The organism is Flavobacterium sp. 102 (genome assembly GCF_003634615.1).
In the GTDB taxonomy this organism is placed as follows: Bacteria; Bacteroidota; Bacteroidia; order Flavobacteriales; family Flavobacteriaceae; genus Flavobacterium.
Genome location: NZ_RBKX01000001.1, coordinates 1,651,968 through 1,674,049, shown reverse-complemented (window position 1 = coordinate 1,674,049; position 22,082 = coordinate 1,651,968). Strand labels below are relative to the sequence as shown.

Genomic DNA, 22,082 nt, shown 5'->3' with positions numbered 1-22,082 from the left:
ATTATTTAGTTTTGGCAATTATAGCTTGCATTTGAGCTTTCAACGCTTCAATTTCTTTGTTGTTTTTTTCTATAGCTTTGCTTTGAGCTTCAATTTTTTTGTCTTGGTCAATAATGTAAAGGGTTAGTTCTTCTATTTTCTCCATTTGTTTAGATTGCATTTCTGCTACATCAAGACCATTTTTTGCTAATACTTCCGCCGAATCAATTCCCGGCAAATGTTTGTTAATTTTAACGAATTTTTCTACTTCTGTTAACGGCATTAATTTGTAATCGCTAGCAAAAACGTAATCTGCCCAATTGGCTGAACTTCTTAAAGCTACTTTTACTTTTTCGGTTAGAATTCCACCTTCAACAAACAATTTATAGTTTCCGGTTGTACTTGGATAAACGGAAGTTGAACCCAAATAAATTTTACCATTCGAAGTACTATTGGCAGTATTGAACCAAATATTACTATTATTCATATCAACAACTCTGTTACCGCTTGTGGTTGTAGCTTGATTGATAACACCATTATTAGCATAAAGACTGGTATCAGCTGAACTCACTACGTAAGGTGTCGCTGTTGTACCATTTCCGGTAACTGTTACATTATTGCCTGCAGTTACGCTGGTTGTTGGCAATGTAAATGAGCCTCCACCATTAGAAAGCGTTACTGTATTTCCTGATTGAGAAACCGTTTGAAAAGTTTGGGCAGGCAATGTAATACTGTTTCCGTTAGAGATTGATAATGTATTTCCGCTTAACGTTAAAGATTGAGCATCTGTATTGGTAAAGGTTGGTAATGTAAATGAACCTCCTCCATTGGAAAGTGTTACCACATTTCCAGTTTGTGAAATAGTTTGCGGTGTTTGAGCCGGCAAAGTCACGCTATTTCCGTTAGAAATTGAAAGCACATTACCTGCCAGAGCTAAAGATTGAGCATCAGTATTAGTATCTTCAAAAATCGGAATGGTTACTGAGCCACCACCATTGGATAAAGTTATGGTATTTTCTGATTGAGAAAGTGTTTGTATTACTTGAGGATTTGGTAAATTAACCGGATTACTCGCTACACCATTGACAATAGTAACCAATTGGTTATTGGAATTGATCATGTTTGATATTGAGTTAACAATCGGAGCTGAGGCCGGAATATTGTTTACATTCGTAGTCATCAAATTCGCATTTGATGATAAAACATTGGTAGTATTAGCAAAACCTGCCATTTTTTGGAGCACGACATCACCATTGGCATTAACCGTTAAAAACTTATCTGATACTTGAGTAGCTGCCGGCAAGAATTGACTGGTAAGATTTGTAAATCGAAGACCTGAATTACCGCTTACACCATGTGTAATTTCAACTTTATTGTTAGGCGCTTTATTTCCTATCCCAACTTTTCCCTCTACCAACAATCCACTAGCAGGAGCTAAAGTGGTGTTATTTGTTGTGGTTGATGCATTTGGAACATACGTTTTACCGATTACCACACCACCATTTACATCTAATCTATTAGCCGGAATTACATTGTTTCCTAAACCAATTCCGGTATGTCCGTTTTGATTGATAAAAATTCTTTGGTTTCCGACTCCATCCGCAATAATAATGGCTTTATCTGTATTGTTTCCGGCTAATTTAGCTGTAGTAGGTGCTGATTCAAGAATCACATTCCCTAAAAAAACATTTCCGTTTCCGCTGATTAAATTTTTCGCTGTTTCGGCTCCAATAAAAATATTATAACTACCCGTTCTCAAATGTCTTGGAGTATTTACTCCCAAAGCGATATTATTATTTCCATTGGCGAATAACAAAGAAGCATATCCGACAGCCGTATTGTTACTACCGGTTGTATTCGATTCCATACTTCTATGTCCAATAGCAATATTACTTGCTCCGGTAATGTTGTACATTAAACTTCTGGTACCGAAAGCACTGTTTAAAGTTCCAAAAGTATTGTACCTCATTGACTCGTTTCCAAAAGCACTATTAAAACCCGCACTTGCAATACTTAACGCTCTAACTCCAAATGCATTGTTACTATTACTAGTATTGTTAAGTAGGGCATCTTTACCAAAACCGGTGTTAAAATCGCCAGTGTTGTTTACACCTGATCCTATTCCTGAAAAAGTATTATCAGTCTGTGCGCTAGTTTTTATAACTACGGCTAAAAGAGCTAACGTTGTAAATAAAAAGTATTTTTTTTTCATAATTAAAAAAATTTGGGGCATTAAAAAATCATTTAAAAACTCGTTAATTCAGGATTACTTAAGTTTGGCTTCAATACTTATTTTGTAAAAAAAACCATCTCGTTGCTTTATTGTAGGTTGTGCATTGAAATAGTTTACTGCTTAATTTTATTAAACCAAATTTATATTATTGTTTTTGAAAAATCTTCAAAATACATATTTAATCGATAAAATACACTTTTTTGAAAAATACTAATTAATTATTCTTACATTATAGTTATAACTTTACATTGTGTTAATTTTTAGGTCATTAGCCGTCGTTGCACGAGCATAAAAAAAAGGATATGAAAAACCCAAAACAGCATCATTTCATTCTTATAAACAAAAAACTCCTTGCTTTCGCAAGGAGTTTTTTAAAATAAATCCACTGATTTTATTTTATCTTTTGTCCATTGGTTGGAAATCTCTTAACGGATAACCCGTATAAACTTGTCTCGGTCTTCCGATTGGCTCTTTATTGATTCGCATCTCTTTCCATTGGGCTATCCAACCCGGAAGTCTTCCGATGGCAAACATTACGGTAAACATTTCTGTCGGAATACCTAAAGCACGATAGATGATTCCGGAGTAGAAATCAACATTCGGATATAATTTTCTGGATACAAAATAGTCATCTACTAAAGCAGAGGCTTCTAATTTTTTAGCAATATCTAAAATAGGATCATCAACACCTAAGGTATTTAAAACTTCATCAGCAGCCTTTTTGATAATTTTGGCTCTTGGATCAAAGTTTTTGTAAACTCTATGACCAAACCCCATTAAACGGAATGGATCATCTTTGTCTTTAGCTTTTGCCAAATATTTATCAGCATCTCCACCATCTTTTTGAATGGCTTCCAACATTTCCAATACTGCTTGGTTTGCACCACCATGTAATGGTCCCCAAAGTGCTGAAACACCCGCAGAGATTGAAGCAAACAAACCGGCATGAGAAGATCCAACGATTCTAACGGTTGAAGTAGAACAGTTTTGTTCATGGTCAGCGTGAAGGATAAATAATTTATCCAAAGCATCAATTACAACCGGATTTGCTTTGTAAGGTCCTGTTGGTAATTTAAACATTAACTGCATAAAATTATCCACATAACCTATAGTATTGTCATAATAGTTTAAAGGATAACCCATCATTTTTCTGTAGGTCCAAGTAGCAATCACCAAGAATTTACCCATGGTTTTGCATACTGCTTCATACATTTCTTTTTCGTTTTCAACATCCACCACTTTAGGATTAAATGCTGTTAATGCACTGGTAAGTGAAGATAAAACACCCATTGGATGAGCTGTTTTTGGAAAACCATCAATGATGTTTTTCATTTCTTCGTTTACTAATGTATATTTTCTAATATCATTTTCAAACTGTTGCAATTGGGCTTTGGTAGGCAGTTCTCCAAAAATTACTAAATAAGAAACCTCAAGGAAATCGGCTTTCTCTGCTAAATCTTCGATAGCATAACCACGGTAGCGAAGAATTCCTTCTTCACCATCGAGGAAAGTGATATCACTTTTACAAGAGCCTGAGTTTTTATAGCCCGGATCTAGTGTTATAGCACCGGTTAAGGCACGAAGTTTTTCAATATCGATGGCGGCTTCGTTTTCACTTCCTACAATTACAGGAAACTCGTACTTCTTACCATCAAATTCTAATATAGCTGTTTTAGACATGATATAAAATGGAAATAAATCTTGATAAATTAATAATTTAACAAAATTAGGGAATTCGAAATGAAATAAAAAAGAATTACAACAACGTTTTCGTTAATTATTTGATAAATTTTGCAAAATTGATATATAACCAAAAAAAGGCGCACTTTCGTACGCCTTTACCACAATTAATTTAACCCAAAATTTATTGCTTAATCAATTTATCAACTTTTATGCCTTTTTCTGTTACCACTTTCACAAAATAAATTCCATTGGATTGTGATGAAAGGTCAATTACTGTTATGGTATTGTTTATTATATTAGTTTGAATCAATCTTCCTTGAACATCAAACAATTGAGTTGATTTGATGTTGAAATCACCTTTAATATTAACCAATCCAGAAGTAGGATTCGGATAAATATTTAATGAATTATCAATCTCATAATCTGGATTACTCAAGGCTTGGAAAACCGTTTCCGCCTCATTAGTTTCCACAGGAAAATTATAATCAAAATAGATATTGGCTTGCTTGTTTACCATATCACCTTGCTGCAAAGAATTAGCAGACTGCAATTTAAGCAATACATTACCATGACCACCGGATTCTAATAAGATATTTTGGAAAACAAACTCGACTGTATTCCCATTTATTCTGGCATCTACTGCATGAGAAGCGTTTAATAATTGCAGTGTATTGATATCGAAATCTGCAGGATTTATTTCAGTTCTCACTACTATGTTCTCTGCTTGAAAAGTTCCTGTATTTTCAAATCGAATCATATAATGCAAATAGTTCCCTATTTCTGTTGGAGAAACGACATCGCCTTCTAAACAAGTAATGTCGTTTGGATCAAACGCACCGACTACGATTTGGTTGTAATCAAATGCATTGTCCTCCCAATTCTCATCTATTGACACATCAATAAATGAAGTGAAGGCTAAAATATCATCAATATTTACAGCCGGTGTATCCATTGGCGAATTGACGTGTAACGTTACTAGTATACTTCCGCTTTGAAACGGTAACAAATTGTTGATTTGCCAAGCCAAATTTCCTCCAGCAGAGGAATAAGGAACAGTTGAAGTAGAAACCAGCTGAAGTTTGGCAGCATCAAAATTGAAATTAACATAAACTGTTTCCGTTTGGTTTCCGTTATTTTTATAAACCAATTTATAGACAGCATCAAAACCAGGGCGCGCAGGTGTAACAGGCTCAATAACCATTTCTACATCTGAATGAACTCCGTTAGCAGTTATACAAAAATTTTGAGTAGCGGTGTTATTGTTGTTATCCGGGAAATTGATAGCGCCTATGGATGGTGTTGCAGTAAACCAACTCGGATTTTCAAAATCAGGAAGCCAAGTAAAAGTTCCTGTTTGAGTATAGAATGTATAGTCACCTGTTGTAGTCGTAAAAGAAGAACCTATTACTAATCCATCATTGATTTTAACTTTCATAAAAGGATGAAAAGTATCGTTGCTATCACAACCGTTATTATCAGCATCAAAAGTCAATACGCCGGTTATGGTATTATAATTTCCACCGGGAACAAAATCACAATAGCTGGTTATTGGCACGGTAGGCGTGCTTGAGATCAAACTATAGGTAAAATTATCCCCTTCGTCTACACAGATATAGGTTAAATTAGGCAGATTGTAATAAGTACTTGTGTTATAGTTAATATTATTCACTACGCCACTTTTTAGATTGATATGGGTCAAATTGGGATTGTTAAAATAACTTAAATTCATTAAAGATGGACTGTTAGAAAAATCCATTTCTGAAAGTAAGGTCGAACCACCGGCAAAAGAAGTCAAGTTAGGAAGATTTGAAAAATCGGCTGTAGCAATTGGATTATCGGACATAATCAATTGTTGCAACAAAGGAACATTAGACAAGTCTAAAGATGTAATCGTATTATTGTTAACAGCCAAACCTCTAAGACTTGGATAACCTGACAAATTAATTGTTGGAAAACCATTAGAACCTACATATAAATATTTCAGCAATGGCAATGAAGTTGGTAAAACTAAATTTGAAATTTGGTTTCCTTGTAAATTGATTTCTTCTATTGCGTTTATGTTTGTAAATCCTGAAGTATCGGTAATGTTATTTCCTGAAAGAATTAAGACTCTTAATGATGGGTAATTGGTGATTGAAATGGATGTCAGGTTACTATTCGCCAAATTGATTTCGGTAATTGCCGGTGAATTCGTAATAGCCAAATTACTTATCGCACAATCATTAGCAGTCAATCTGTTTAAAGAAGTTAATCCAATCAAATTCAAATCAGTCAACTGTGAATCGCCCCAAACACCAATAACAGTAACGTTTGCCAGATTTGTCAACGTCAACGAAGTGATATTGGAATAATAAAAATTGAAATGCGTCAAAGCCGGAAGATTTGAAAACGAAAAAACAGTAGTAGCGTTATTGCTACCTGAGATACTAATCGTTTGCAAATTGGTCAATCCGTTTAAATGGAAATCACTCACACTGTTACTATAACTACCAAAGTAGGCAAGATTAGTGAAATTTTCTAACCCAGAAAAATCATTAATCCCTTCAGATTGAAACTGTAATCCTGTTATCGCCAAAGCTTCAGCCATCTGAATTTCACCATCAGCATTCGTATCAACTGCTACATTTCCGGCACTACCGGTTGCAGTTGTATTGGAAGGACTTGCATTCAATAAGGCAGCTTTGAAATTTGCATCAGGAAAATTAATGATCTGAGCATTCGTTAATCCTGAAATTAAGAATAATAAAAAGTATAGTTTTTTCATAATATAGAGTATTCGTATTTGATTGATTTATTAGCCAATATAAATTTAACGGATGTTGCTTTACTAATTCTTCTTAAATGAGTAACGACCTATTTTGATTTAGAATTCGCTACAACATTTTCAATAATTCTTGTAATCTGTCTTTTTTTCTTTGCGAAATAGGAAGATTGCTGTTATCAGCCATAATCACATAACCGCCATCTTTCTTGATGTAGGATTTCAAATAAGCCAAATTGATTAAATGACTTTGGTGAATCCTTTCAAACCCATGTTCGGTTAACAATTCTTCGTATTCTTTCAAGGTTTTTGAAATCAAAATCGGTTTGTTGTTTTTGATATAAAACTTAGTATAATTGTCTTCGCTTTCGCAACGAATAATGTCGCTTACCTCAAAAAGATGAATTCCATCTGAGTTCGACAATGCGATGCGTTTGAAATTATCAACTTTCTTTCGGATATTTTCCAACAACAAATCGATGTGCGCCACATTGTCGTTTTTATCAATGACATTTTTCAGTTTCCCGATTACTTTCTCCAATTCTTCAGGATCAACCGGTTTTAGCAAAAAATCCAAAGCACTAAAACGAAAAGCCTTTATAGCGTATTGTTCATGAGCCGTGATAAAAACTATTTGAGAATTTAACTTCCCTTTTTTATTCACTTCTTCTAACAAATCAAAGCCGGAACCGTCACCCAAATGAATGTCTAAAAACAATACTTGCGGCGGATTTTGCAACAACAAAGCCGTACCACTTTCAACACTATCAGCTTCGCCAATAATATTAATTTCCGGAGCATAACGTGATAACAGACTTTTCATTCCGTTTCTTAAATTGGTGTCGTCATCAATTAATATGGCTGTAATCATTTTTTTTTCTTAATGTCAAATGCCTCAATGTCAAATGCCAAATATTCTTTATGACTTTCGACTTTATAACCTTCGACTATTTAATATATTGTATTGGCAGATGTAAGGTCACTTTGGTTCCCGAAATCTCTTCCGTATTGTTTTTAACTTCTTCGATTTTGAATTCTGTTTTTTGCTTGGTTGTCGATTCTATCATTTCCAAACGCTTTTTGGTGATGTCCAACGCCATCGATTTATGAGCTACAACCGAATGCTCTTTTTGAGCTTTCGACTCACTAAAGCCAATGCCGTTGTCTTCCACCGTACAAAACAAACTGTCTTTTTCAATGGTAAAACGCACTGAAATACTTCCTTTTTCTTTTTTGGGAATTACCCCATGAATTATCGCATTTTCTACAAAAGGCTGCAACAATAATGGCGGCAAAGCCATATCATCTTCAATCGCATCGCTTTTAAAAATAGAAAACGTAAATTTATTATTAAAACGCAATTGTTCCAACTCTAAATAGTTTTGTAAACTCTCAATTTCTTTGTCTATCGGAATTAATGTTTCTTTAGAATATTCTAAGGTCAAGCGCATTAATTTAGAGAACTTGGACAAATATTTGATGGCCGAGTCGGTTCCGTTTTGCACTATAAAACTCGAAATCGAACCCAAACAATTGAACACAAAATGAGGATTCATTTGTAAATGCAAGGCTTTTTGTTCATATTCTGCGAGTTCCTTTTGCAACGTAAGATTCTTTTTAAGCTGAATTCGATTGTAAATTAAAAAAGCCATTCCGAAAAGCAACAACCCAAAAATCGCGGCAAAAAAGAGCTGTAATGTATTTCTCTTAGATTCTTCTTTGAGCAATAAATCTCTTTTTTCGATTTCCTTTTGCTGAATGGCTTCACGCTTTTCGAAATCAAAATTCAATTCTTCTTCAACACTTCTACGAATATTTTCCTCATTGGTCAAACTGTCCTTGGCTTGGCTGTACAATTTAAAATGTTGTAACGCCAAAACGGAATTATTTTGCTTTTGGTAAATATCACTCAACAATTTTTCTGAAAGCACTACTTGTTCTAAAACTTTGATTTCTTTGGCTAAAACCAATGATTTATCAGCCATTTGCGTCGCTTCTTCAAGCTTATTTTGTTCCAAAAATAATTGGCCCAAAAGAAGGTAGCTATCGCCTATTCCAAATTTATCTTCAATGGTTTCAAAAGTTGAAATGGCTAATTTCCAGTGTTCAATGGCTTTGTTCGCTTGCCTAGTAACTTTATAATATAACCCGACATTATTGTACCATTCGCCCAATGCTCTCGGATTTGGATGCTGCTCCAAAGCTGTTTTGGCTTTAGAATAATAATCAAAAGCTTTGGATAAATTATTTTGTTTTAGGTAACCGTTTCCAATATTAGTATAAGTGATTCCGATGTTGGCATCCTTAAGTTTTTCTTGGATTTTTTGGGTTTTAATGAAGTATTCGAGTGCTTTAAAATCGGCTGATTGTGATTGATAAACGACACCGATATTGTTATACAATTTGGCACATTTTTCCTCATCTTTGATTTGCTCATAAATCTTAACCGCTTTCAAGTAATATTGTAGCGCTTTGGCATAATTACTTTGTTCCGAAAAAACAATTCCGATACTTCCTAATGCTTTCGCCAATCCATTTTGCCTTTCAATATCATTTTTAACAACCAAAGTTTCAAAAAGATGTTGGGCATCCGTAAAATGTTGCAATGCCTTAGGGTAATTTCCACTGATAATATTCGCATTTCCTAAATTCAATAACGCATTTCCTTCAGCCAATTCGTAGTTGATTTTTTGGGCCAAATCATACGCTTTTTGTGCATAATCCAACATTAACTTCGGATCACTCGTTTTGTATTGGTCGGCAATCGCATTGAGTAATTGCGCCTTATCAATATCGTTTCTGGTTTTATTTAAAAGAGAAACCAAACTGTCTATCTTCTGATTTTGTGACCAACTCACCATTGAAAAAAGCAACAAAAAATATAGAGGAAAGTATTTTTCTATCTTCATTCGTACATTTATATAATGTTCAAAACAAAAATAGCATTTCCTTTTGGTTGAAATATATTAAATGAGTATTTGACTGTTTTGGACGAGAATTTGCAACATTAGGCTTCGATTTTTTTGGGGCAATACAAAAAGTACTCGTGTCAAAAAGATAATTGAGCACTTTCAAGATTGGTTTTCAAAAATGATTGACAACTAAAAACTATCTTATGCTAAAAATATTATATTTACAACGTTTATAAATCAATCAGAATAAATGGATATTAAAGAGATTTCGAGCGGTGTTGACCAAAATACGCATTGGTACTACCAAAGCAAAAAAATTCCTTTACTCAATTACTTTGAAAGTTTATCAACTGACATTAAATATGACATCATCGACGTTGGTTCCGGCACCGGTTTTTTTGCGGAAGAAATTTTAAATGCCTTTCCTCAGAAAATAAACAATTGCTATTTAATCGATACTGAATACACCGAAGAAGAGATTCAAAAATCCTCCGGCACAAGACTAATCAAGCAAAACAAGATTCCTGATTTGATTTCAAATTCATTAGTGGTCATGATGGATGTTTTAGAACACTTAGAAGACGACAAAAAAATGCTTGATGAGATTAGGGCTAATGCCAAAGGCCAAAATTATTTTTTCATCACTGTTCCGGCTTTTAAATCTTTGTGGTCCGCTCATGATGAATATTTGTGTCACTATAGAAGATATACTATTCCATCGCTTAAAAAAGTGCTAGTGGAAAGCAACTATAAAATTACCTCAACTTATTATCTGTACGGAATCTTATTCCCGTTGGTTTGGTTAAGCAGAAGAATTTCCAACTTAGTTCCCAGTAAAGAAGTCAAATCAGAAATGAAACCGCTTCACCCTATTCTCAATAAAATCATATTTTCTATATGCCGTTTTGACGCAAACTATTTGACTAAAAATAAATTGATGGGTGTAACTTGTATTGCTTTCGGAAAAATCATAAAATAAAAATGGAGGAAAAGGAAAATACATTTCAAATCGGTATTGTGGTTCCCTGTTATAATGAAGCCAAAAGAATTCATTTAGATGACTTTGCCCAACACATTCAATCCCATTCCAATCATTTTTTCTGTTTTGTAAATGATGGTAGTAATGACGGTACTTTAGCATTATTAGACCAATTTTCAAAACAATTTCCCAATCAAGTCTATGTGCTTGACAATGACAAAAATTTGGGAAAAGCGGAAACCGTCAGAAATGGCGTCAACCATTTATTCTCTTTAAATAAATTTGACATCATCGGTTTTCTCGATGCTGATTTGGCCACACCATTATTTGAAATTGAACCAACGGTCAAAATATTCGAAAACAATAACAAACTAATCGTATTCGGCTCAAGAATTAAGCACCTTGGAGGCAATGTAGAAAGAAGATTTATCAGGTACTTATTAGGTAGAATATTCGCAACCGTAGTCAGCAATTGGCTGTTAAAAACCCCGGTTTACGACACCCAATGTGGTTTTAAGTTTTTCAAAAACACTATAATTGAAGCCATTTTTGCTAAAGAATTTAAATCTAAATGGTTTTTTGATATCGAATTATTTTGCAGAACCCTTCAAACCTATAAAAACACAGACATCAATGAAATAACCCAAGAAAGATTTCTAACTACTTGGAGAGATGTAAAAGGCTCAAAAATAAAACTAAGTGATTATTTCAAAGTGCCTTTTGAATTAATTAAGCTGAAAAAACACTACAAAATATAATTTATTTCAAGAAAACAAACTTTGAAATAAAGTTGACTTTTCGTTGTATCCAATTCATACGGTACAAACCGACAGCACTCATAATATACAAAGCCACGCGTGCCGGGAACATGTATCGCGGTTCCATATAAGTTAATCCGTGAAAAATTAACAGTGCTACAATTACACCCCAAAAAAGCCAATAATTAATTCGGTTCTTTTCTTTCCACAAAAACAGAGTTGCGCCTAAAATGATGATGATATTGATGGAGTTTATCAGTAAAATAATAAACCAATATCCTATGACACCTTGAATTGGTCCAAGATGAAATTGCTCCGGCTTTACACTATTGATGAAATACATATGGCCATAAAAACATTTGACAAAAAATTGTCGGGCAAACAAGAAAGGATGTTCAAGCGCATCTTTGATTAAGAATTCTCTATAAACTTCGGTGGAAGAACGTTGAGTCTCATTCATAGTCTTTTCTAACTCTTGACCACTTTTTCCCCAATTCTGATAATCTTTACTGTCCGATCGGATATCGCTTTCCCAAAAACGAAAATCAGTTGGTTCTTCCCTGAATTGAAATCTGCCTTGATGGGCCACATAATACAAAAGTCCTTCCTGATTGTCGCCTGATTTTTCTCCTGTTATTAACTTGGCCAATTGAAGCGTACCCAATCCCATGAAACCAATACAAGCAAAAGCGAAAGCCAATTTCTTTCCATAAATTCTAAAAAATGCCTTGTTTTTAAAGAAAGAATAGGCAATCACCAAAAACCCTATCATCAGTAATAACATTGTATTAGGTCTGTTCAATATCAAAAACCATATCCCAAGCGTTAGTAATAACCAGCCGGTTTCTTTTGCGGCATTCTGAGTTATTTTAGACCAACCGTATAAAGCCAAAGTCAGCGAAAAAAAAGCAGGCACTTCGGCCAAAATCCCTAAAGAATAGTAGCAATGAATCGGAAAAATAAAGAACAGCAAAACACTCAGTAGTCCAACTTCTTTGGAAAAGAGACTGGAACCGATTTTAAAAATCAAAAGCAAACTGATGGTAATGGTAATAAAAGTAAACACCACGCCGTAAACCCAAAGTTGGTTGTCCGTAGCATCGGAAGGCGCGACCAAATAAGCCGGCGTATAGAAAAAAACCGGTCCGGGCGCTTTGGTTATCATTACCTTTTCATAACCAATATCACCTTTGAGATATAAGGCCAAATGCTTCGCTTCTTCATGAAAAGTAATATCTCCAAAAGGTTTTGCTTTAAAAGGCAAATTGAGCACTACAACCATCATTAACGAGGAAATCAAAATAATGAGTAGATTAATCCTTTGGGTGAAAAAATACTTGATGTTCATTTACAGATTAGCTTGGTGATAAAATTAAGGTCGAAAAATAATAAAAAAACCCGAGCTTTCACTCAGGTTTTTAATTCTATATTCAATTTAGCTTCGCTCGATTCGGCTAAGCCTAGTGTTGAATTTTTAAGACAATGCGGCTTTCACTTGATCCGCTGCTTCTTGGAATTGTACTGCGGATAAAATCGGCATTCCTGAATTATCGATTAATTCTTTTGCAATCTCTGCATTGGTACCTTGTAAACGAACAATGATAGGCACTTTAATAGCATCACCCATGTTTTTGTAAGCGTCTACAACTCCTTGTGCTACTCTGTCACAACGAACAATTCCACCGAAAATATTGATCAAAATGGCTTTTACGTTTGGATCTTTTAAGATAATTCTAAACGCAGTTTCCACACGTTTTGCATCAGCCGTTCCACCTACGTCCAAGAAATTAGCCGGTTCAAAACCTGCATATTTTATCAAGTCCATAGTAGCCATGGCCAAACCTGCTCCGTTTACCATACAGCCAACAGTTCCGTCAAGATCAACGTAGTTTAAACCAACTTCTTTGGCTTCCACTTCAATTGGATTCTCTTCACGAATATCTCGCATGTCAGCATATTTTGGTTGTCTGAACAAAGCGTTGTCGTCGATATTTACTTTGGCATCAACCGCCATGATTTTGTTATCAGAGGTTTTTAACACCGGATTGATTTCAAACATTGAAGCGTCGCAACCAATGTAAGCATTGTATAAAGAATCAACGAACTTCACCATTTCTTTGAAAGCATTTCCTGAAAGACCTAAGTTGAAGGCAATTCTTCTCGCTTGGAAACCTTGTAAACCAACAGCCGGATCAATTTCTTCAGTAAAGATTAAATGTGGTGTGTGTTCTGCCACTTCTTCAATATCCATTCCACCTTCAGTAGAATACATAATCATATTTCTTCCTTTGGCTCTGTTTAACAAAACCGACATATAAAACTCCGAAGTTTCACTTTCTCCCGGATAATAAACATCTTCTGCGATTAAAACTTTGTGCACTTTTTTACCTTCAGGTGGTGTTTGTGGAGTAATCAATTGCATCCCGATGATTTGTTCTGCAATTTCTTCTACTTGTTGCAAGTTTTTGGCCAACTTCACTCCGCCGCCTTTTCCTCTTCCACCAGCGTGAATTTGAGCTTTGATTACATGCCAACCTGTTCCGGTTTCAGCAGTCAATTGTTTTGCCGCCGCAACTGCTTCTACAGGATTATTAGCCACAATTCCACGTTGAATGCGAACGCCGTAACTGGCTAAAATTTCTTTACCTTGATATTCGTGTATGTTCATAATAAATAGTTAGTTTTTATAAAGCATTGAACAATCCCGAAACTTCGGGACAGCTAAATGTGCCACAAAAGTAATTAATTAGTATCAAACCTAAAAGAAATGTATACCAATTTAGTATATTTCTTAATCTGCATTTTTTTTCCTCAGCCACGCAACCGTTTTTGAGTTAAAGCATCTAAGTTCTAAATCAAAAGACATGAAATCAATCTTATCCCTAACCATCTTATTACTGATTTTACTTTCAGGTTGCAGTAATGATTCCAATCCAAATTCCGATGCCGTTCAAGGACAATGGAAACTGATTAATGTAAGCGGCACTTTTGCCGGAATCGACAATAATTTTGCTCCCGGATTAATCACTTGGAACTTTAATCCAACGACGCAGACAGTGACTGTCGTCAATAACAATACTGATCCTGACAAATGGGATGTATTCGAAACCGGTGTTTACAACTACCTAATTATTGACAATCCTGAATTTCCTTGTGGTGAAATCATCAAAATAGACGGAATAGAGATGGGCTGTTTCTCAGTAACTGATAATGAATTTGTTATAGACCAGTCTATTGCTGATGGTTTTAGACTTAAATTGGTACAATAGCTTTCAAAAAGCATGAATTCTGCTATTTTTTCCTTTGGAATTGCGAGTGTTGCGACTTAGCTTTGCAGTTAAATTAAATAACAATTATGCAACCGACAGAATTAGAACAATTGGCCCGTGAATTCGGGAATCCACTTTATGTGTATGATGCTGAAAAAATTGAGTTTCAGTACAATCGTTTAACCAATGCTTTTGCCAAGGTGGAAAAGCTTCGCATCAACTACGCGATGAAAGCCTTGTCAAACATTTCTATTCTGAAGCTACTGAAGAACTTGGGCTCAGGTCTTGACACCGTTTCTATTCAGGAAGTACAATTGGGCTTGCATGCCGGATTTACACCGGACAAAATCATCTTTACACCCAACGGCGTTTCTTTCGAAGAAATCGAAGAAGTAGCGGCACTCGGCGTTCAAATCAATATTGACAATCTTTCCGTATTGGAACATTTTGGCACAAAACATCCGAAAGTTCCGGTTTGTATTCGTATCAATCCGCACGTAATGGCTGGTGGAAACGAGAATATTTCCGTGGGTCATATCGATAGTAAATTCGGAATTTCTATTTATCAAATTCCGCATATTTTACGCATCGTAGAAAACACTAAAATGCACATTAACGGAATCCACATGCATACAGGATCTGATATTTTGGATATCGAAGTATTCTTGTACGCTGCCGAAATTTTATTTGATGCTGCCAAACAATTTAAAGATTTAGATTTCTTGGATTTCGGTTCCGGATTTAAAGTACCTTATAAAAAAGGAGATATCGAAACCAACATCGAAGAATTAGGCAAAAAATTAACCAAACGCTTTTTGGCTTTTGAAAAAGAATACGGTCGCGAATTGACTTTGGCTTTCGAACCGGGAAAATTCTTGGTCAGTGAAGCCGGCTATTTTTTGGCTAAAGTCAATGTCATCAAACAAACCACTTCTACCGTTTTCGCCGGAATTGACACTGGCTTTAACCACTTGATTCGCCCGATGTTTTACGGTTCACAACACACTATTGAAAACATTTCGAACCCAAAAGGAAAAGAGCGTTTCTACACTGTTGTTGGTTACATTTGTGAAACGGATACTTTTGCCAGCAACCGCAGAATTACTGAAATTCATGAAGGCGATACTTTGTGTTTTAGAAATGCCGGAGCGTATTGTTTCTCGATGGCTTCCAACTATAACTCGCGTTTCAAACCTGCAGAAGTATTGTGGAAAAACGGCAAAGGTCATTTGATAAGAGAGAGAGAATCTTTTGAAGATTTATTACAGAACCAGATTTTGGTTGAAGTATAAAAATAGAATCCCGTCTCGTACCAAAAAACAAGACGGGATTTTTTTATGAGCAATCATTTCAATCCTACTATTTCATAAAAAGATTTATCTTTGACTATAACCTAAAGGTAAACGACCATGAAAAATTTTGGCTTAGTTATGATTTTACTATTTTCCTTAACTTCCTATTCCCAAAACTCAACAGCGTTCATCGTTTTACGACATGCTGAAAAGGCGGACAATAGCAAAGACACCAATCTTAGTACTGATGGTTTGCTAAGGGCAGAAGAACTTAAAAAAACATTAAGCACTGTATCTGTAGATGCTATTTATTCAACACCTTATAATCGCACAAAACAAACGGTAACACCATTGGCCACTGCTAAGGGAATTACTATTACGGAATATCCTGCTGATAAGCCTTATCAAGATTTTGTTACTGAACTAATGGCTTCCCATCGTGGAAAGACAATTGTCATTGTTGGGCATTCGAATACGGTTCCCGAAATTTTAAAAGTGCTTACCAACAATACTTTTAACGTAAGTATTAGCGAAAGTCAATTTGACAATTTGTTTGTTGTAACGCTTGTAGATGGGAAACAACCTGAAGTAGCTCCAATGAAATACGGAAAAAGCACACCTTAATTCTTCTGACAGAAAATTTTTAAAACTCCGTAAAAATTTTGTGGTATTTTTTGTAGTTTTGGTTGGCTAAAAAAACTAATCAAAAATGGAAAACACCTGTCAGAACTGTGGCACTGCAATAACTGTGAACTTTTGCGGCAATTGCGGTCAAAAAAAATTCAAGCGAATTGATAGAAAATATTTGATTGACGAATTGCAATATCTTTTATTGCATACCAACAAAGGTTTTTTTTATTCAATAAAAAAAATTCTAAAAAATCCAGGTAAAACTGCCAAAGAATTTATTGACGGTAGCCGAGTGAATCATTATAAACCAATAATGTTAACTTTTGTATTAAGTGGTATTTCTACATTTATTTCATTTAAGTTTTTAAAAATGGAAAAAATCATGAAAGCGTACTATGCTAGTTTAGATATCCCTGAAAGTACTGCAAACAATATGATGACATTCTTGTCGAGCTACAATTCATTATTAATGTTACTTTCTATACCTTTTATATCTATAATAACTTATTTATTGTTTAGAAAATGGAAGACTAATTTTTATGAACACATTATCATGAATTCTTATATTCAGTGTTTTTATCTATTGTTCACCATACTTCTGCTCTATCCTATTTTATTCTTTTTAAAAGATGGAAATGTTGGTTTGTTTATAACCATTACATCTCTTTCAATGCTTTCTATACCAGTAATTATGGTTTGGTTTTATAAAGATTTTTTTCCGGAGAAAAGTATTGGCGATGTTATAGTGAAAGTAGTTTTCTTTGTTCTTATTGGTATAGTGCTTTATGTTGTCTTGATTTTTGCTTTTGTAATTGGAACATTAGTGATGTATGGACCAGAATCACTAAGAGAATTAGCTCCGAAGAAATAAACAAAATCAATTGTCAAAACTTTTATAAATAAAAAATATATTCCAACCAAAAACATAAAAAGACTGCTTAAGCAGTCTTTTTTATTAGTTTTCTAAAATCTCTTCCAAAACCTCACTATCTGTTGCGTTAGGCAACGTGATTTTTAATTTTTGTGCCAATGTTGGAGCGATTTGTGTGATTTCTTTTTTATCGTGGGTTTCGCCTTTTTTGATGTTCCAACCATAAAATAATAAAGGCACATTAGTATCATAAGTATAAGGAGAGCCGTGTGTTGCACCAGTAGCTGAATACTCAATAAATCCGGGTTTATAGACAAAATACAAATCGCCGTTTTGAGTTGGATCATAGCCTTTTTGAACAAAGCTTAACAACTGGTCGGAACTTGAAGATGTCAGTATTTCTTCTTCGGTGTAAACTCTTTTTACATAATTTTTAGTGTATAAAAAGTCTTTGAAACTTTGTTTTACTTTTACTAAATCCAACCCTTTTGTTTTGATTATTTCTTTATCGAAATGAACATTATAACTGTCATATTTCAACAATAAATTAACGCCAAAAGTTTGTTCTGAAAACGCTACTAAATCTTTCGAAACGTCTTTATAACTGATGTTGTCTACATTATATTTGTGGTCTTTTAAGTGCGTTGGGTTTTCGGAGCAAGCATGATCGGCAGTCATAAAAATCAAATAATTTCCTTTACCAACAGTTTTATCTAAATAATTTAAAAAACCAGCTATCGTTAAATCAAGGCGCAAATAAGTATCTTGGATTTCAATCGAGCGCGGACCAAAAGTATGTCCGATATAATCGGTTGAGGAAAAACTAACCGCTAAAAAATCGGTGATATCATCTTTACCCAATGCTTCTTTTTCGATGGCTCTTTTAGCCAAATTGGCTAAAACATCATTTCCAAATGGTGTAACTCTTAATACTCCGGCATCGTTACTTTCATACATTTCTTTTAAATTGTATGGAAAAACCGGAGCCTTTTTATACAACTTTCCTTCATAATTGTTATCGTCCGTTAAACTCTCATTATATGTTTCGATAGGTTTTAGCAAAGGCCAACCGCTGTTCATATAAGGTAAATATTGTTTTTCCTTGTTGAAGTCATCCACCCATTTGGGTAAAGCATTTCCATAAAATGAACTCGAGATAAACTCACCTGTTTTAGTATACCAAAAAGCCCAATCCGCAAAATGTCCGGCCGGAAGAATGGCGCCTCGGTCTTTGATACTCATTCCTATCACTTTTCCTTTGAAGTTGGTGGCTAGTTTCAACTCATCGGTTATGGTGGTGGCTTGAAGATTCTTCGGTGACATTTTACCTTCTTTCTCTGTTCCCGGAACCAAAGTAGTCACACTTTCATCGTCTGTACAATACACTTCTTTTTTTAAGGTTCGGTGAAACCATTCGTTGCTAACAATGCCGTGCATAGCCGGAGTTGTTCCGGTATAAATAGACGCATGTCCGGGCGCGGTATAAGTTGGCATATAATTGTAATGCATATTGTGAAAAGTATAACCATCTTTCATCAATCGCTTAAAACCATTTTCGGTAAAATCGCTTTGAAAACGGTATAGGTATTCCATTTTCATTTGGTCAATCACTATGCCGACTACTAGTTTTGGTCTTTCCTGTGCCGAAAGATTAGAAAAAATCACTAAGGAAAATAAGGAAAATATTTTTTTCATTGGAGTTAACTATTGAACAACAAAAATAGCGATTACAACCGAATTCATTCTGAATATTTATGTTAATCTAAAGTTACCTTATAGCTAAAAAACAAATGCACGCTTGGTAAAGCATGCATCTGAGTTCAAAAAATCCAATTTATAACAACATTCAACAACTAACTTATTTCAGAATCATAAATGTACATCTACGATTGGTGGCATGTTCACTTTCGGTACAATCGTTTTTCGGACAAATGATCAATGGTTTGCTTTCACCATAACCTACAGATTTCATACGTTTTCTGTCTATTCCGTTTTGCACCAAATATTCTAAAGCCGAAGCCGCTCTTCTATTTGACAATCTCAAATTATACATCTCAGAAGCTCTGGTATCGGTATGAGAACCGATTTGAATTTCCATGTATGGGTATTTTTTCAATAAACCAACCAAGACATCTAAGACTTGTGCGGCTTGTGGTTTGATATTCCATTTGTCTAAGTCGAAGTAAATATTTTCTAACTCGATTAAAACCGTTCCGTCTTCTTTTTTGTTGATGATGTCTTCTGCATCGTAATAAGACTCAACTTTCATTTGTAAATCGATATAAACTTTGCCTTTCACGCTCGTATCAAATTCGGCTTCCGCCGGAATATAGAAATCTTTAAAAGCCATGATTTTGTATTTCGTATTCGGCTCCGTATTGAATGTAAAATCGCCATCTTTACCGACTAAAACTTCTTCGAGCAATTCGCCTTTTTCGTTATACAATTTCACTGTTGCACCAGGCAAAAGCTCCGATGATTTCATATCACGCACTTCACCTTCGACTAAATATTGCAGTTTATTATCTTCACGCACGAAAGTATATAAATTGTCATCTCCGGTCCGATTAGAAGCAAAATAACCTTTATCATTAGCTTCATCCAATATGAAATTGAAATCGTCCATTTCGCTGTTGATTGTTGAGCCTAGATTTAACGGTTTGTCGAATTCTGTTTCGTCCAATTTATAACTCATAAAAATATCCAGATTTCCGTTGCCTTGATGACCATCGGACGCAAAATACAAGGTTCCATCTTCGGTTAGAAAAGGAAATTGTTCGCGGTGAATGGTATTGATGGTTTCGCCTAAATTTCTCGGCTGACTAAAAGTGCCGTCTTGCAAAATATCGACTACAAAAAGATCCATCGAACCAATCGTTCCTTTCATATCGCTGGCAAAGTAGAGTTTCTTTCCGTCTTTCGTTAAAAATGGATGTTCCACTGAATATTCGTCGCTTGAAAACGAACACATTTTGACATTGGTCCATTTGTCACCAACATATTCTGCTTTATAAATTTTTACCGTGGCTACTCTTTCGTTGTTTATTTCTACTTGTTTGTCACCGGTTCTGTTGAAATACATGGTTTTACCATCGGCACTGAATGTTGCGTTACTTTCGTGTTTTTTGGTATTGATACTTTCGGGAAATGGTTCCACTTTGACCAATTGTCCTTTATCATTTACAGAAGCCATGAACAAATCGAGATAAGGTCTGTCATTCCAACCATAGGCTTTTTCATCGGCATTTCTTAGCGAGGCAAAAGTTACTTTATCTCCATAAAACGCAATTCCGAAATCACCATTGGTTTTGTTCTTCGACATCATTTCGAGTTTGAAACTGTGTGGTGTATTTCGCGTCACATTCTTCATGAACTTAGGCGTATTTTGGTCGAAACCTAAATATTCCGACATGATAACATCGCCTTTATCAAAATCTTTGGTGCCTTTTAAAGCATTGGCATAACGGAAATAAACTTCTTTTTTTACACTGTCTTTGTAAGTAAAGAACAACTGTCCATAGGCGCGAACAGCATTATTCATTTGGAAATTGAAATAGTAGCAATCGCCTAAATTCTGTAACACTTTTTGTGACTGTTCACATTGCTCATAAGCCTCTGCGGCTTTGACATAGGATTTTCTGTCAAACAAAGAATGGGCTTGTTTGACACTAACTTTTTTTTGGGCAAAAAGAGTGGTGATACTGCAAAAAATAAAAAGTATGTAGAAGATTTTTTTCATCATATCCATTTTAAAAGAATCTTGGTGATTTATCATACCCTTTTTTCGAAAGTCGGCCCAAATCAAGATCGAACAAAACAAACACTTCATGTGAACCTGAGTTAAAACTTCTCAAATTGGAAAGTGTATAATCATAAGAATAGCCAATTCTTAAGGTTGGTGTAACATAAAAACCTACCAAACCGCTAACAGAATCATCTATTCGATAACCTACTCCGGCTTCGAATCGGTTGTTGATTAAAACATTAGTCGTTAAATCTATTGAAACCGGTGCGCCTTCTACGCCTTTCGCCATGAAAGCCGGTTTCAATTTGAAATTATCGTTGCCGTTAAACGTAAACACATAACCACCGGTCATAAAGAAATGGATGGACTCAACACCACTACCTACCAATCCGTTATTGGTTTCTAAATGCCTTGATGTCATCAAGTTTGGAGCAGACAGTCCGAGATAATAGTTGTCGCCAAACAAATAAGTTCCGGCGCCAATATTTGGAAATGTTTCGCTGATGTTATTCTGAAATGCCGGATCGAGCACCGGATCGGTGTATTGAAAACCGTTAAAATTGGCACTAAAAAGCGTTACTCCGGCTTTTACCCCAAATGACAATCTTGTTTTTTCGGATAGCGATAATACATAAGCGAAATCGGCAAAAATATTACTCTCTTGTACAACGTCTCCGATTTCGTCATGAACAATAGAAATTCCCATTTCGACTTTTTTAGATAAAGGTTTGTGGGCAAAAAAAGATTGAGTTGTTGGAGCGCCTTCAATACCAACCCATTGGGCGCGATAGATTCCACCCATATTAATGACATCTTTATTCTCTGTCGCATATGCCGGATTAATGACACTCATATTATACATATAATGCGTAAACTGAGGATCTTGTTGCGCAACCACAGCAGAAGAGCTCAACACGATAAGTACCGCTGAAATATATTTTAAAAGACTATGTTTCCTATTTGTACTCAT

Annotated in this window: 16 protein-coding genes; 6 read left to right on the top strand and 10 right to left on the bottom strand. The window is 35.0% G+C overall.

The features are described from left to right. Position 1: 1 nt before the first annotated feature. The 5 genes from C8C84_RS07300 to C8C84_RS07280 form a co-directional block, all read right to left on the bottom strand. On the bottom strand, positions 2-2,191 hold the full coding sequence (locus C8C84_RS07300) for a hypothetical protein (RefSeq protein WP_147406821.1): 2,190 nt from the start codon (positions 2,189-2,191) through the stop codon (positions 2-4). Between the two features lie 417 nt (positions 2,192-2,608). Further along, positions 2,609-3,892, bottom strand: coding sequence for a citrate synthase (locus tag C8C84_RS07295; protein ID WP_121312902.1), 1,284 nt, complete (start codon positions 3,890-3,892; stop codon positions 2,609-2,611). A gap of 184 nt (positions 3,893-4,076) precedes the next feature. Further along, positions 4,077-6,659: a T9SS type A sorting domain-containing protein gene (locus C8C84_RS07290; protein ID WP_121312901.1), complete on the bottom strand. Its 2,583-nt coding sequence runs from the start codon at positions 6,657-6,659 to the stop codon at positions 4,077-4,079. A gap of 109 nt (positions 6,660-6,768) precedes the next feature. Further along, entirely contained in the window at positions 6,769-7,527 is a 759-nt protein-coding gene (locus C8C84_RS07285; protein WP_121312900.1) for a LytTR family DNA-binding domain-containing protein, read from the bottom strand. Between the two features lie 76 nt (positions 7,528-7,603). Then, positions 7,604-9,565, bottom strand: coding sequence for a tetratricopeptide repeat protein (locus tag C8C84_RS07280; protein WP_121312899.1), 1,962 nt, complete (start codon positions 9,563-9,565; stop codon positions 7,604-7,606). Positions 9,566-9,818: 253 nt separating this feature from the next. Between C8C84_RS07280 and C8C84_RS07275 the strand changes: the two genes are divergently transcribed. Next, the gene (locus C8C84_RS07275; RefSeq protein ID WP_121312898.1) at positions 9,819-10,547 is read left to right on the top strand and encodes a methyltransferase domain-containing protein; all 729 of its coding nucleotides are present in this window, start codon (positions 9,819-9,821) and stop codon (positions 10,545-10,547) included. Between the two features lie 2 nt (positions 10,548-10,549). Continuing rightward, a complete protein-coding gene (locus C8C84_RS07270) occupies positions 10,550-11,305 on the top strand; it encodes a glycosyltransferase (RefSeq protein ID WP_121312897.1) in 756 nt (251 codons plus the stop codon). A gap of 1 nt (position 11,306) precedes the next feature. Here C8C84_RS07270 and C8C84_RS07265 read toward each other — a convergent pair whose 3' ends face one another. Next, positions 11,307-12,653 carry a glycosyltransferase family 39 protein gene (locus C8C84_RS07265; RefSeq protein ID WP_121312896.1) on the bottom strand — a complete coding sequence of 449 codons (1,347 nt, stop codon included), beginning with the start codon at positions 12,651-12,653 and terminating at the stop codon, positions 11,307-11,309. A gap of 126 nt (positions 12,654-12,779) precedes the next feature. Further along, positions 12,780-13,973 (bottom strand): ADP-forming succinate--CoA ligase subunit beta, encoded by a 1,194-nt coding sequence (gene sucC, locus C8C84_RS07260; protein WP_121312895.1) that lies wholly within the window; start codon positions 13,971-13,973, stop codon positions 12,780-12,782. Between the two features lie 196 nt (positions 13,974-14,169). On the opposite strand from sucC, the gene C8C84_RS07255 reads away from it, so the two are divergent. The 4 genes from C8C84_RS07255 (at position 14,170) to C8C84_RS07240 (ending at position 17,367) form a co-directional block, all read left to right on the top strand. Further along, positions 14,170-14,574 (top strand): hypothetical protein, encoded by a 405-nt coding sequence (locus C8C84_RS07255; RefSeq protein WP_121312894.1) that lies wholly within the window; start codon positions 14,170-14,172, stop codon positions 14,572-14,574. An 86-nt stretch (positions 14,575-14,660) separates the two neighbouring features. Then, the gene (gene lysA, locus C8C84_RS07250; protein ID WP_121312893.1) at positions 14,661-15,866 is read left to right on the top strand and encodes a diaminopimelate decarboxylase; all 1,206 of its coding nucleotides are present in this window, start codon (positions 14,661-14,663) and stop codon (positions 15,864-15,866) included. Between the two features lie 138 nt (positions 15,867-16,004). Further along, positions 16,005-16,490, top strand: a complete 486-nt coding sequence (locus C8C84_RS07245) for a phosphoglycerate mutase family protein (RefSeq protein WP_158592552.1) — start codon at positions 16,005-16,007, stop codon at positions 16,488-16,490. Between the two features lie 85 nt (positions 16,491-16,575). Then, a complete protein-coding gene (locus C8C84_RS07240) occupies positions 16,576-17,367 on the top strand; it encodes a DUF3667 domain-containing protein (RefSeq protein WP_121312891.1) in 792 nt (263 codons plus the stop codon). A gap of 84 nt (positions 17,368-17,451) precedes the next feature. Here the strand turns inward: C8C84_RS07240 and pafA are convergent, their stop codons facing one another. The 3 genes from pafA to C8C84_RS07225 form a co-directional block, all read right to left on the bottom strand. Next, positions 17,452-19,062 (bottom strand): alkaline phosphatase PafA, encoded by a 1,611-nt coding sequence (gene pafA / locus C8C84_RS07235; RefSeq protein WP_121312890.1) that lies wholly within the window; start codon positions 19,060-19,062, stop codon positions 17,452-17,454. Between the two features lie 163 nt (positions 19,063-19,225). Further along, positions 19,226-21,109, bottom strand: a complete 1,884-nt coding sequence (locus C8C84_RS07230) for an OmpA family protein (RefSeq protein ID WP_233549756.1) — start codon at positions 21,107-21,109, stop codon at positions 19,226-19,228. 7 nt (positions 21,110-21,116) lie between these two features. Next, a complete protein-coding gene (locus tag C8C84_RS07225) occupies positions 21,117-22,082 on the bottom strand; it encodes a type IX secretion system membrane protein PorP/SprF (protein ID WP_121312889.1) in 966 nt (321 codons plus the stop codon).